Below are 14,220 nucleotides of genomic sequence, written 5' to 3' on the forward strand. Positions count from 1 at the left end.
GGGCGTGCGTCCCCCCGCCACCGTGCGGGGGAGACCCCTACACGCTCACCCTCCCCCTCACTCGATGTCGTTCTCGAACCAGCTGATGCCGCGCCCCATCGCAGGCCCGGCCTTCGTGTCGATCCGGTCGCGGAGGCGCTTCGAGAACGCCTCGGCGGGGTCGTTGCCGTAGTGCCGCAGGAGGTGGTTCATCGCGATCACCTCGCAGATGACGGTCACGTTCTTGCCCGGCGTGATGGGCAGCTTCACGAGCGGCAGGTCGACGCCCAGGATCGACCGCATCTCGGTCACCATCCCGATCCGCGTGTACTCCTCGTCCTCGTCCCACGGGTGGATGCTCACCACCAGTTCGATCCGCTTCTGGAACCGGATCGCGCGGACGCCGAACATGGCGCGCACGTCGATGATGCCCAGCCCGCGGATCTCCATGAAGTGCTCCGCGAGCGTCGTCCCGGCGCCCATCACCACACTGTCGCCCTTGCGCGTCGCCATCACCACGTCGTCGGCCACGAGGCGGTGGCCGCGCTCGACGAGGTCGAGGGCCATCTCGGACTTGCCGATGCCCGCCGGGCCGGTCAGCAAGAGCCCCACCCCGTACACGTCCACCAGCGAGCCGTGGACGGTGAGTTGCTCGGCGAAGTGGTCCTCCAGCACGTCGCGCAGGAGCCCCATGAAGGGGACCGTCGGGTCGGGCGTCTGGAACAGCGGCACGCCGTGCTCGGCGGCGAGCGCTTCGAGCGCGTCCGGGAGCCGGTTGCCTGCCGTCAGCACGATGGCGGGCGGGTCGAAGGACAGCAGGAGGCCGAACGCCTCAGCCGCCTGCTCCGGGGAGAGCCACATCAGGTAGCGGCACTCGGTGTTGCCGAGGATCTGGACGCGGCGGTGCTCGAAGTGCTCCGTGTAGCCCGCCAGCACCAGCCCCGGCCGGTGGACGTGGCGGACGGTCACCTCGCGACCCTCCGGGGGGCCGCCCCCGATCGCCTCGATGGCGATGCCGACGCGGTCGCGGAGGCGCTCGACGAGCGCGGGCAGCGCGATCGACTCGTGGCGGAACGGGGCAGGTGGGCGCATGGGGAGTGGAGCGTGAGGCGTGGCGTCCCACGCCCCGGCCGGCTCAGGGGACTTCGACGGCCGAGAGGACGCGGCGGACGATCTGCTCGGAGGTCACGTCCTCCGCCTCGGCCTCGTAGGTGACGGCCACGCGGTGACGCAGCACGTCGAGCGCGATGGCGCGGACGTCGTCGGGCGTGGCGTAGGCGCGGCCCTGGAGGAAGGCGTGGGCGCGGGCGGCGAGCGCGAGCGCGATGGACGCGCGCGGGCTGGCGCCGTAGGCCACGAGCCCCCGCAGGTCCGACAGCTTGTATTTCTGCGGCTCCCGCGTCGCCAGCACCAGGTCCACGATGTACTCCTCGACGCGCGCGTCCAAGTAGATCTCGCCGACGACGGCGCGGGCGGACAGGATCTGGGCGGGCGTGACCACCGGCGCCACGGCCGGGAGCGCCGTCCCGTGCGACATCCGACGCATGATCTCGATCTCCTCCTCGCGCGACGGGTAGCCGACGACCACCTTCAGCATGAAGCGGTCCACCTGGGCCTCGGGCAGCGGGTAGGTCCCCTCTTGCTCGATCGGGTTCTGGGTGGCGAGCACGAGGAACGGCCGCGGCAGCGGGTAGGTCGTCTCGCCGATGGTGACCTGCCGCTCCTGCATCGCCTCCAGCAGCGCGCTCTGGACCTTCGCGGGCGCGCGGTTGACCTCGTCGGCCAGGATGACGTTGGCGAAGATGGGGCCCTTCTTGACCTGGAAGCTGGCGTCCGCCTGGTTGTAGATGAGCGTGCCCAGCAGGTCGGCCGGGAGGAGGTCCGGTGTGAACTGGATGCGCTGGAAGCGCGCGTCGATGGCCTTCGCGAGCGTCGAGACGGTGAGCGTCTTGGCGAGGCCGGGGACGCCCTCCAGCAGCACGTGGCCGCCGGTCAGCATCCCGATCAGCAGCCGCTCGACCATGTGGGCCTGCCCGACGACCACGCGGCCGACGGACTCCAGCAGCGCGGGCACGAAGCGGGCCTGCTCGGCGACGCGGGCGGTGAGAGCGCCGAGGTCGGGGGTGGCCGCCTCGGGCGGCTGCGGGGCGGGGACGGTGGGGTCGGGGGGGAGCATGCCTGCGCGGTGGGGGGCGGCGGAACGGGCGGCCGTCGGCCGGTCGTGCGGAGGATACGCAGGGGCGCGGTGGGTCAGTGCGTCGGTGCGTCAGTCAGCGGCTCCACCTTGGCACCGAGGCGGGCCGACTCGCTCTGCCCGTTCCTCGTCCCGCGTTCCCCGTTCCGCGAGCGCCAGCGAGCCCTACCGCACCACCGTCACCCGCCGCACCTGCGCCTCGGCCCCCGCCACCACGCGGACGAGGTACACGCCCGGCGCCAGCCCCGCCGTCGGCCAGCGGACCTCGTGGGCGCCCGCCTCGGTGTCGCCCTCGGCCAGCACGCCCACCTCGCGGCCCAGCACATCGTAGGCCGCCAGACGCACCGGGCCGTCCCGGGGCACCACGAACGGGACCGTGATCGTGCCGCGCGACGGGTTCGGGTACGGCGCGTCGAGCGCCAGCGCCTCCGGCGGCGCGACCTCCAGCCGGACCGTGTGCGTGGCGACGACGGCCTCCCCGTCGCGGACCTCGACGACGACCTCGCCGACCTCGCCGACCGGGGCGGTCCGCGCCACGTCGAAGGCGAGCCGGGCGACGGGCTCGGGCTCATCGTCGAGGCGGACCGCGTCGGCGACGGACTGGGCGAAGGTGAGCCATGCGGGCGCCTCGGCGACGGCGACGGTCAGCCCGGCGCCCGCCTCCCCGGCGACGGCCAGTTCGAGGGCGTTGTCGTGCGAGGCGAACGGGACGGCGTGGGGGGCCGGAGCCTGCGCCGAGGCGGACAGGGTGAGGAGCGCGATCAGGACAAGCCGCATGGTGTCTGGGATAGGGAGCTACAGGCCCTGGTCCGGGAGCCCGGCGAAGTCGAGAATCGCCGTCCGGATCGCCTCTCGGAGAGGGACGCCCTCGTAGGTCGAGTAGCGCTCGCGCTGCCACGGGGTCAGACGCGCGACCCGCTCCCCGGCCCATCGATCGATCCCGGCGTAGACCGCGACGGGCTCACGGGCGGCCAGCGCGGCAAGGGCCTCCGCCGCTTGGGTCGGTGTCCGCCCAACGGCTACGCTTCCAGGGACCTGAGGCCCGAAGTACGGATGAGAGGACGACCCACTTTCTTGGGGGAGGATGAACGAGTCCGCATGGGAGGCCATCTCGTAAGTCGCTTGATCGAGAGGCAGCCCCTCCCAACGTGCCTGGTACCGAAGGCCCGTCTCATACGCCGAGACGGCCACCTGAAGCGTCGGACATCCCCAGCCCAAGGCACGAATTCTGGGCAGCATCGATGAGTCGGGCCGTACGGAGGCAGTCATGATTGCCTGTCTCAACGTAAGTCCGAGGTGACGCCATGCCGGAGTGAGTGAGTCGCTGCAACCCTCTGCTGTTCGCCGACTCTCAGCGTAATCCACTAAAGCTTCGGGCGGGACGCCGACCCGGATCATAGCAAGAAAGGCCTGCGCCGAGAAGCCCCAGTATGCAGTAAGTCGATAGGCATCCACAATACTCCACAACTCGGCGACTGCGAAAGTATCCCTCTCTATCGATGTACGCTCAAGAACCGTCATGACGTCTCCGTTTGAGAGCTCACCGCGGCGCACTAGATCAAGACTAGCCTGTAGCGAGAGGTCGACGAGGGCTGGTTGTCGCTCCTCACTAAGGGCCATCTCTGCGGGAAGAGGGGCCTTGGGTGGCGAGGGAGCTCCAGGTTGAGCTACGGCAGGGGCACAAATCAGGCAGAGAAGAAGGGTGGACGACTTCATAGGATCGGTGCTGAAAATCGGTTCGGGGCTGCTGACTAAAGACTCTGCCGTACTCTCAGAAGGCGGGGCTCGCGCGGCACAGTTGAGGCAGGCAGGGTTTCGAAAACGTGCCGAGAGCGCATCTGTAGTGCCTGAACGTCAAGGAATCGCTTTGATTCTCCATACCCCTCGATACTGTTCGGCGGGGAGCCACACTTGAGAAAGTTGGTGGCTCGTGCCGAGTGTCTATTCCACTCCGCACAGTCTGCCACCGGCGGAGTAGGACCAGGCTCTGTTCCTGCTATCAATACGTGGCCTGCTTCGTGCCCTAGCACGAAGGGGAGATCGTCGGGGGCGTTTGCTGCCACAGGCTCGACGACTACCGTGTTCACCGGAGAGAGTTCGTCAGGCCGCAGTTCTCCAGAGACGTAAGAACTGGCTTGGCCCCAAATCGCGCCAGGAGACGATCCAGGAGGGCCTGTCCAGAGACTGCTTCCCCTCGCCACTACGATATCGAGAGACTCAACTGCATTTCCAGCTCTAGCATTCATTCGGAGTATATCAATAAATTCAACATATAGATGGTTGTATGGAATAGATACAGTAGCCAGGCTCAATTCACTAGAAGACATAAACGAATGGACCAAAATGGTTTTACCCTTAGCAACAAGAACCATCAATTCACCAGAGCTTGCCCAGAGATGTGCCGTGTTACCGTATGCCCAATCTTCATCTCCTGCGACGGCGATTGCGATCTCTCTACGAAATAGCAAAGCTATAGTTTCAATGCTCATACCTACACTATATTCGTATGACACGTTAAATGGGCCTATATGAGACCCATCCGTATTCACTATATCAAATGAGATACCTATCGATTCTTGATTTGATGACACCCAAGAGCTTCCAGATGAAGCCCCAGAGAATGGCGAGATAGAAAATACGTTCTGCACCTCACTGTACTCGACAGGAGGCCCCATCTGACGAAACTCGATAGCAACCTGGGCATAATCTTCGCTCAGACGCATTGTGCTTACACTAGCATCTGCAATTCCCCCTGGGAGAGTTGCCCACCGAACGTTGACGAGGGCAGGCGTGTCCGGGTCTGTCAGGTTCCCCTCAACGTTCCCGACCGGCACCGACAGCGTCTCCGAAGACACGTCCTGAACGCCCACGGTCGCAACCGCCACGATCTCAACGATGTCACCGAGCTGGACTCGAACTGTTTGGCTCCCCTGGTACTGGTCATCGTAGGTGCCTCCATTCGAGTTAGCAGTTCCAGGTGAGCCTCCCTGTCCTGGCTCCGCGTTCGAGACAAATCGGATGAAGCGGTTCATTCGGCACTGGCCCTGCCGGTCTGAGACGTGAAATTCGCTGTCGTAGCTGTAATACTCACCCTGTGGGCTTCCAACCCCCTGCTGACCGTCACCAGCTCGGAATGTCACGTAGTTGCCGTTGCGACGGACACGAAGCTGGAACTTGACATCCTTGCAGTCCACCTCAGGCCCGAACTCCAGAGCAGAGGGAATCGATCCTCGCACGACGAATCGGTCGCCTGCCTTTGCATTCCCCGTCAGTTCAGCCGTGTAGAAATCACGCTGTGGGTCCTCGTTGTACTGATCTGTCGAGTACCGACCACCGCTGGGAAGTCGCTGGTCCGTCGGGAACCGGCTCACCATGACGTACCCGAGCGGATACGGCGCATCGTTTACGCCTCTCAGCTGGACCTGGACCGCGGCAGGTTCCTCGCATCCATCCAGGCACCCCGGGCCTCCCGCGGGCTGGTTCGTCAGCGCGACCGCCTCCGAGGGCAGGATCGGCTCGCCGTCCGGCCCGTAGGCCACCGACACGAACTCTGCGCTGAACGACCCGATAAACACCATCCCCCCGGACCCGTCCGGGACGAACCCCACGCCCGCCTCGGCCACCACGCACGGCACCACGACCGAGCCCCCCTCCGTCCCGAGCGGAGTGCTACCCGGCAGGTCGAACTGTCCCGGAACGCCCCGCACCACCAGGCGGATGTCCGGGCTCCCGGCCGTGCAGCCGCCCGGCACCTCCACCCGCAGCGTGACCGTGCTGTCCGCGTTGGCCACGACGGTAGCGACCAGTCGCGAGACGCCTCCGACCACCACCGAGGCACTGTCGGAGGCCAGACCCGCCGTGGACGCCACGATCCAGGTCTGCGCGCGCACCGAGTCGGCCGAGGTCGAGTCGGAGAACGCCGCACCGCGCCAGCGGACAGCCTCCCGACGGCTCGTGAAGGCCGGCGGCGTCTCCTGCCGACCGAACGACTCGAAGACGACACGATCCCGGGCTACCGCGTAGGGCACGTCGGCCAAGACGGCGCCTGCCTCGTCGGTGTCGAGCCGCCGCAACTCGCCGAGCGACGGCCGCGTGACGGAGAGCGTGACCGGTGTGTCGTCGGCACTATCGGGCACGTCGCACTGGTCTGCCGTGAAGAGCCGTACGGCGACGGAGGCGACGCCGCCAGCGGCGAGCGAGTCCGGCGCGACGGAGACGGTGAGCGAGTCCGGCGCAGTCGCCGTGCTGTGTCCTGCCACGATGATGGTCCTCGCCCCGGAGATGCCGCCGCCGCTCGCCGTCACCTCGACTGGCGTATCGCACACCGGACCCGGCCCGCTCCGCTGGGCGACCGGCACCCGCACCACCACGCCCTCCTCGGACGCGTCGTCGCCCCCGGTGTACCAGTACGGCACTGTCCGCGTCGGCCCCCCCTGCTGCAGGTTCGCCTGCCGCACCTCCAGCCACTCGCTCACCGCCGTGAACGTGATCGGCGTGTTTGTCGGGTCCATCATCGTCACCGTCGAATCCGCCTGGATCGCCGTCGCCCGGATCCGCGAGCCCACCGGACCCGACACCCACACTGTGTCCCGCTCCGCGCTCAGGTCCAGCGCCACCGGCGGTGGCGGGATCAGACGCACCCAGACGTAGTCCATGCGGCCCCCTGCCGCGATGCGAACCTTGACCGACCGAGGTACCGGCACCTCGGTGCACGGCGGCGCCACCATGGACACCTCCCCCATCCGCACGGTGGCGTAGTCGGTGTCCACCGAGAGCGTAGGGCCCGTGCCGCCCAGTTCCTCCAGCATCACCCGGGCCGCGGCGGGCTGCCCCCCCTCGTCCGAGAGACCGATCGAAGCCTGCGCGTCGGCCGACAGCCAGCCCTCCGTCGGGCCGGGCCGGATGGCGACCAGCGGCGCGGGGGCGGTCGTGCCGCACACGAGTTCGTCCGGCCACTCCGGCTGGAGCACGGCGACCTGCGTGGCCGCGCCCTCCCACGTTCGGTGAATCTCGGTCTCGGCAGCATGCGGGGGGTCGTCGGTGCAGCCGGAATAGAGCGCGCACCCGAACTGGGCCGTGAACTCCCCCGTGCCTCCCGAGCCGTTTCGGATCCACTCCTCGCCGAGGGAGCGGAAGACCTGCCGGTCCAACGACTCGACGGCGCGCAGCGGGACCCGCAGGACGGCCGTCGGCCCTGCGGAGACGTACGCGTAGCGGTCGTAGCCGCCGCTCGTTATGACGCCGTCGAGCGCGAAGAAGCTGTCGAAGGTGGCGGTGGTGACCCCGCAGGAGGTCTCGACATCGAGCGTGCCGCTGAGCGAATTGACGCGCGACCAGGCGCTGATGGGTGTGTAAACGGCATACCCGACGACGGGCCCGAAGCAGTACGTTGACGCCTGGGCCTGCGGCGCCTCAGCCCGGATGGGCTGCCTCGCGACCTCGACGCGCTCGCGAATGACGACCTGCGCCGAAGCGCCAACTGCTGACCCAATTCCACTTACGCACAACGCCGCGAACACGAGGACCCGGAGGCGAAAGAATGGCAGCACGAGTTAGAGGGGTGGGCCACCGAACCTACCCGTCCACCGTATCGCCGGGCAATGAAGCACCGCGCGGGAATCGGGTAGTGCATGAAGAGGAGTCGGGGGGCTGGCGTCCTGGCTGTGGCGTCTCCGACTGGCCTCATTCCCCGTCCGTGGGTGCCCCACCTCGACGCCGAGGCGGACCTAGTCGGCCTCCTCGCGCTTCGGCGGCAGCGGCGCTTGGTAGCCGATGAGAAGCCCCAGCACGCCCACCACCAGGAACGCGCCGATGCGGACGAGCGCCTCGGCCTGCGACAGGTCCACCAGGAACAGCTTCACCACCACCAGCCCCAGCACGCCGACGCCGAAGAACCACAGCCCGCGGCTCTCGCGCCGCACGGCCCAGACCGTCAGCACGACCGCCAGCAGCGTCCACACGACCGCCAGCGCGGCCTGGACGGTGGACGAGGCGAAGAGGGCCTCGGCATCCCACGCGGAGGCCCCGGCGGCGTGAGCCGCGCGCAGGACCGCGGCCGTCAGCGCCCCGAAGCCGAGCGCGCCGACGGCGACGGTCAGCGCCTCGCGCCTCGCGTCCGACACGCGGCGGGCAGCGACGAGCCCGAGCAGGCCCGCGATGGTGGGCAGGCCGATGGGATCGAGCGGCGGGACGGTCGGCAGCGGGGTCGCCGTGCCGGGGTGCGTCCACGAGAGGCCCATCCAGACGGCCACGGCCACGGCGAGCCCGCCGACGCTCAGGCCGCGCTCTCGCGCCGACGCCCACGAGGCGGGCAGGGCGATGGACAGCACCAGCCCCGCCACAATCACCGCGCCGGCGGCCCCGAGCGCCCAGGCTCCTGCGAGCCCCGAGAGCGCGTCCGCCAGCCCCCACGCGACCACGGCGACGGCCAGCCACACGGCCCCTACGAACGCCGACGTGCGGAACCGGTGGTGCGGGTACGTCCGCAGGGCGACCGCGGCGACGGCGAACAGCGCCGCCCAGCCCACGCCGCGCCACGCCACGACCGGTTCCCAGTCGTCGATCAGCGACACCATCCAGAGGAGCCACCCCGCGCCGACGACGCCGAACGCCGCCACGCCGAGCGCGGGCCAGCGCAGCACGCGCCCCAGCCCGAGGAAGAGGGCGCCCGAGGCCGCCGCGGCGCCCAGCAGCCCGGCGATCTCATACCGCTCCGGGGCGAGGTCGAGCACGTGGACCGCCGCCGTGGTGGTCCACCAGAAGAGCGCGAAGGCGAGGAAGCCGCGCCCTGCGGCGCGCTCGGCGGGCGCCCACCGTTCGCCGCCCTCCTCCGCCTCGGCCCCGAGGCGGGCGGGGTCGGGAGACGCGTAGAGGCCGCGCAGGACGTAGGCCGAGAGGCCCAGCCCGACGGCCACGATCCAGCCCGTCAGCGACTCGGGGCTGAACGTGGTGGACGGCCGCAAGACGCCCTCGGCGAACAGGACGGCCGCGGCGGCGCCCTGGAGCACGAGCCCGCCCAGCCGCATCCAGCCCTTCCGCTGCCGCGCGCCGACCCAGACGAGCCCGGCGCCCTCCAGCACCCACATCGCCCCGAACACGACGCGCTCGAAGGCCAGCGGGAGCGCCAGCGTCGCGAAGGCCAGCCCGATGGCGAGGAACGCGTCCGCGAGGAGCCGCACGCCGGACCGCTGGCGGAGCACGCCCGCCCCGAGCAGGTAGACCGCCGCCAGCGCCGCCGCGCTCCACGCCCGCCCGTACGGCACGACGCCCTCCACCAGCCCCGCCTGCAGCACGAACGTCGCCGCCGGGAGGCCGAACACGAGCGCGCCGTCGACCGCGAGCGCCCGCTCGGGCGTCTCCCGCGTCGCCGTCCGCAGCGCGAAGCGGACCGCCAGCGCGAGGTAGATCGCGAAGCTGACCACCACGAACGGCTGGACGCTGCCGTACCACTCGGGCCGGTAGCTCAGCCCGCCCCAGAGCGTCCCCGTCACAAACGTCGACAGGAAGCCGACGACGGCCACCGACCGCCACCCCTTCGCCCACGACGACACCAGCACGCCGACGTTGAGGAGCGCGTAGTAGCTCAGCAGCAGCACGTGGTTGCCCTCGGCGGTCCCCGCGAGCACCGGCGCCGCGAAGCCGCCCGTCACCCCGAGCACGGCCAGCCCCGGCGCGTTCTGGAGGAACGCCAGCCCGCCGCACGCCACCGCGACGGCGCCCATCAGCACGATGGCGGGGAGCGACGGGATCAGCCCGTAGAGCGCGTACGCGGCGTAGATGGTCAGGTAGAGCGTCGCCACGCCGCCGCCCTGGAGCGTCAGCCCGAAGCCGGGCGTGCCGTCCCGCAGCCGCCACCCGACGCCGATCAGCACCAGCCCCGCCACGGCCGCGAACGCGAGACGGATCTCGACCGACAAAAACCCTTCCTCGACGGCGTACCGGATGCCCAGCCCCAGCCCGACGAACAGCACCAGCAGGCTGATGCGCGCGACCAGGTTGCCGCCGGTCGCGAACGCCCACGCCCGCTGGAGCGGCGGCGGCAGGTCGTCGAGGGAGACCCCCGGCAGCGCCGGACGGTCGCGCGGGACGGGCCGGTCCTGCCCCAGCGACCGAGGCGCGGGGCGCGTCGCAGGCCGGTCGTCCGACGGATCCACGGTGCGGGCCGCCGGGCGCGGGGTCGGCGAGGACGGCTCGACGACCGGGACCGCCTCGACATCCGGCAGAGCCGGACGCGGCACGTCGTCCGCCTCGGTGCCCTCGCGGGAGGGATGGACGGACGGCATCGGGGCGGACGCGCGCACCTCGCGGAGACGCTGCACGAGCGCGTCGAAGCGGTCCTCCAGCCGCTCGATGCGCCGCTGGTCGCCGAGGCGCAGCAGCACGAGCACGCCCACCGCGACCGCCAGCACCGACACGGCCTCGTCGGAGGTCGTCACCGCCGCCCAGAGGACGACGCAGACGGCGAGCACGGTGGCGAGGGAGCGGAGCACGGACGCAAGCTAGACCCGGCCGACGGCTGCGCCCGGCCGCCTCCGCGCCTGTGCGGCTCCTGGCATCGACACAGAATGGGGACACCTCGCCCGATCCGGTCCCCGAGGCGGGCTGTGGGACGGGATCTACAAGCCGCGTCCGTGCAGGTGGGGCCGTGGATCTGCAGTTCGTGACACGCCCGGCGGCATCTCGTGACTCTTCGAGCGGCCGTGACGGCTCTGCCATGAACCCGGCCCGGAAATCCCCGAACCTGTGGACCATCCGCTTCCCCCCTCCCCGGACGCCCATCGCCTCCCCCTCCCCATGAATGCTCTGACCGCCTCTCCCTTCCGCACCCTCGCGCTCCTCGCCACGCTCTCGCTGTCGGTCTCCGCCTGCGCCCAGTCCCAGCCGACCCGCGACGGCGGCGACCGCGCCGAGCAGCGCCTCGACGAGCTCCGCCAGACCCTCGACCTGACGGACGCCCAGACGGCCGAGCTCCGGGCCGTCTTCCAGGCCCAGGCCGCCGACCGTCCGGCCCGGGGCGAGCGACGCAGCGGCGGCCCGGCCGACCGCGACGCCCGCCGCGCCCAGACGCAGCAGCGCCGCGCCGAGACCGAGCGCCAGATCGAAGCCATCCTGACGCCCGCCCAGGTGGAGCGCTACCGCGCGTGGCGCGCCTCGCAGCCCGAGCGCCGGAGCCGCGGACGCCGCGGCGGCTCCGACTGACCGCTCTTCTCGCCCGCCCCGCCGCCGAAGCCCATCCCCTCCTTCCATGTCACGCGCCCCTCTCCTCCTCGCCCTGCTCCTGGCCCTGGCCCCGTCCGCCTCGGCCCAGTCGTCGGCCGTGACCGGCACCGTGCTCGACGCCGCCGACGGGCAGCCGCTCCCCGGCGCCACGGTGTTCCTGGTGAGCGCGGCGCCCGACAGCGCCCGCGCGGGAGCCGCGGCGGGCCTCGACGGGTCGTTCCAGATCGCAGCCGAGGCGGGCGCCTACCGCCTCCGCGTCTCGTTCGTCGGCTACCAGACGCTCGACCGCGACGTGACGGTCGGCCGGGGGACGCTGGCGCTGGGGACGCTCGCGCTCCAGCCGGACAACGAGGCGCTCGGCGAGGTCGAGGTGGCCGCCACCCGCCAGCGCGTCGAGGTCCGCGGCGACACGACGGCCTTCAACGCCGACGCGTTCGCCGTCAACCCGGACGCCAGCGCGCAGGACCTGCTCACGAAGCTGCCCGGCGTCACCGTCGAGGACGGCACCGTCACGGCCCAGGGCGAGACCGTCCAGCGCGTGCTCGTCGACGGCCGCGAGTTCTTCGGGACCGACGTGCAGGGCGCGCTCAACAGCCTCCCCGCCGAGATGATCCAGGAGATCCAGGTGTTCGACCGCGCCAGCGAAGCGTCGCGCTTCTCGGGCTTCGACGACGGCGACGCGGAGAAGACGATCAACATCGTCACGCGACCGGGCATGCAGAACGGGCAGTTCGGGCGGGCCTACGCCGGGGCGGGCCCCGAGGGCGAGTACCTCGCGGGTGGCAACGTCAGCCTGCTCAACGGCGACCGCCGGATCACCATCGTGGGGCTGTCCAACAACGTCGACCAGCAGAACTTCGCGACTGAGGACCTGCTCGGCGTCGTCGGCAGCAGCACGGGTCGCCGCGGAGGGCGCGGCGGCGGTGGCGGCGGACGGCGCGGCGGCGGCAGCTCCGACGTGAGCTCGCTGCTCGTCCCCGACCAGGACGGCCTCTCCACGACCAACGCCCTCGGCGTCAACTACTCGGACGTGCTCCTGGGCGGCGACCTCCGCCTGACCGGCAGCTACGTCTTCAACACCACCGACACCGACCTCGACGCGGCGCTCACGCGCGAGTACACGTCCGGCGGCACGGTCTCCCAGCGCTACACCGAGGCGGACCAGGCCGACGGCACCAACGCGAACCACCAGCTCTCGCTCCGGGCCCAGTACGACGTCACGGAGCGGACGCAGCTCGTCGTCCAGCCCCGGCTGACGGTCCAGAGCAACGCCTCCACCGGTACGCTCCTCGGGCTCACCGCCCTCCCGTCCGGCGACGCCCTCGCCCAGAGCCTGACGACGACCGACTCGGACGCGTCGGCGCTCTCGGGCCAGACGAGCGTCCGCCTCCAGCACCGCTTCGAGACGCGGGGCCGGACGCTCTCGTTCGGCATCGACGGCGGGGTGGAGGACCAGACGGGCGAGAGCCGGCAGGCCTACACGCTCGACTCGTTCTCGGACGGCATCGCGGCCGACGCGGCCGACCAGCTCTTCGACACCGACGCCGTCACGCGGTCGCTCGGCGCGTCGGTCCGCTACACCGAGCCGATCGGCGAGAACGGGCAGCTCCAGGTCAGCTACCGTCCGCAGGTGTCGCGGAGCACGTCCGACCAGCGCGCCTTCCTGGCCGACGACGCGGGCGCCTACACGGTCCCGGACGCAGCCTACACGAGCCTGTTCAGCCAGCAGTCCGTGATCCAACGGGGCGGCGTCTCCTACCGGTACGGCGGGCGGGGCCGCGACGCGCTCTCGGCGCAACTCGGCGTCGACCTCCAGCACGAGAGGCTCCAGGGCGAGCAGACCGCCGCGACGGCTTTCGAGGTCGACCGGACGTTCTGGTCGGTCCTCCCCTCGGCCCGCCTACGAGTCCCGCTCGCCGAGGGCCAGCGGCTCGACCTCGACTACCGCGCGCGGACGCAGACGCCGTCGGCGACGCAGCTTCAGAACGTGGTCGACAACACGAACCCGCTCCGGCTCACGTCCGGCAACCCCGACCTCGACCCGGCCACGACCCACTCGGTCCGCGCCCGCTTCAACGGGACGGACGCCGAGGGCGGCTCGGTGCTGGCGGGCTTCCTGAGTGCCTCGTACGGCGTCAACGCCATCGGCACGTCCACCACGACGGCGACCGTCGACACGCCGCTGCCGTCGGGCGTCGTGCTCCCGGCCGGGTCGCAGCTGATCACGCCCGTCAACGTGGACGGCGCGTGGAACACGCGGGCGCTCGTGTCCTACGGCCGGCCGGTGCCGTTCTTGGGCAGCAACGCCAACGCCTCGCTCGGGACCAGCTTCACGCGGACGCCCGGCCTGGTCGACGGCGTCGACAACACGTCCGACCAGCTCGGCGTCGACGGGCGCGTCTTCCTGGGCAGCGCGCTCAGCCCGCGCTTCGACCTGTCGCTGGAGTACGGCGCCCGCTACACGGCCGTCACCAACTCGGCCGCGCCGACGCTGGACGACACCTACGTGCGCCACCTCGCGGGCGCCAAGCTGACCTGGCTGCCCTGGCACGGGCTCGTGGTGAGCGGCGACCTGAGCGCGCTCCACTACGCCGGCCTCGACGCCAGCGTGGACCCGACCCAGGTGCTGCTCGGCGGGCGCGTCGGCTACAAGTTCCTGCCGGGCGATCTCGCGGAGGTCAGCCTGAGCGTCTTCGACCTGCTCGACCAGCAGCGCGACGTGGAGCGGACGGTGACCGAGGCGTACATCGAGGACGCCCAGGCGACGGCCCTCGGCCGGTACGTGCTGCTCAACCTCTCCTACAAGCTCCGCGCCTTCGGCGGCTGAG

The 14,220-nt window shown here is 70.6% G+C and carries 8 protein-coding genes; 2 read left to right on the top strand and 6 right to left on the bottom strand.

Features of this window, described 5'->3' with window-relative positions:
* Positions 1-57 precede the first annotated feature (57 nt).
* The 6 genes from hprK to B1759_RS04535 form a co-directional block, all read right to left on the bottom strand.
* A complete protein-coding gene (gene hprK / locus B1759_RS04510) occupies positions 58-1,071 on the bottom strand; it encodes an HPr(Ser) kinase/phosphatase (RefSeq protein ID WP_095513839.1) in 1,014 nt (337 codons plus the stop codon).
* 43 nt (positions 1,072-1,114) lie between these two features.
* A complete protein-coding gene (locus B1759_RS04515) occupies positions 1,115-2,155 on the bottom strand; it encodes a MoxR family ATPase (RefSeq protein ID WP_095513840.1) in 1,041 nt (346 codons plus the stop codon).
* A 183-nt stretch (positions 2,156-2,338) separates the two neighbouring features.
* On the bottom strand, positions 2,339-2,950 hold the full coding sequence (locus B1759_RS19630) for a T9SS type A sorting domain-containing protein (protein ID WP_095513841.1): 612 nt from the start codon (positions 2,948-2,950) through the stop codon (positions 2,339-2,341).
* A gap of 18 nt (positions 2,951-2,968) precedes the next feature.
* Entirely contained in the window at positions 2,969-3,283 is a 315-nt protein-coding gene (locus B1759_RS04525) for a hypothetical protein (protein ID WP_143537262.1), read from the bottom strand.
* 641 nt (positions 3,284-3,924) lie between these two features.
* Positions 3,925-7,722 carry a hypothetical protein gene (locus B1759_RS04530; RefSeq protein WP_095513843.1) on the bottom strand — a complete coding sequence of 1,266 codons (3,798 nt, stop codon included), beginning with the start codon at positions 7,720-7,722 and terminating at the stop codon, positions 3,925-3,927.
* Positions 7,723-7,899: 177 nt separating this feature from the next.
* Positions 7,900-10,662, bottom strand: coding sequence for a DUF2339 domain-containing protein (locus tag B1759_RS04535; RefSeq protein ID WP_095513844.1), 2,763 nt, complete (start codon positions 10,660-10,662; stop codon positions 7,900-7,902).
* 304 nt (positions 10,663-10,966) lie between these two features.
* Between B1759_RS04535 and B1759_RS04540 the strand changes: the two genes are divergently transcribed.
* Together B1759_RS04540 and B1759_RS04545 are read left to right on the top strand one after the other, a co-directional pair.
* Complete coding sequence (locus B1759_RS04540) at positions 10,967-11,371, top strand: hypothetical protein (RefSeq protein ID WP_095513845.1); 405 nt, start codon at positions 10,967-10,969, stop codon at positions 11,369-11,371.
* Positions 11,372-11,417: 46 nt separating this feature from the next.
* Positions 11,418-14,219 (top strand): outer membrane beta-barrel protein, encoded by a 2,802-nt coding sequence (locus B1759_RS04545; protein WP_095513846.1) that lies wholly within the window; start codon positions 11,418-11,420, stop codon positions 14,217-14,219.
* The last annotated feature ends 1 nt before the right edge of the window (position 14,220 follow it).

Source organism: Rubrivirga sp. SAORIC476 (assembly GCF_002283555.1).
Classification (GTDB): domain Bacteria; phylum Bacteroidota; class Rhodothermia; order Rhodothermales; family Rubricoccaceae; genus Rubrivirga.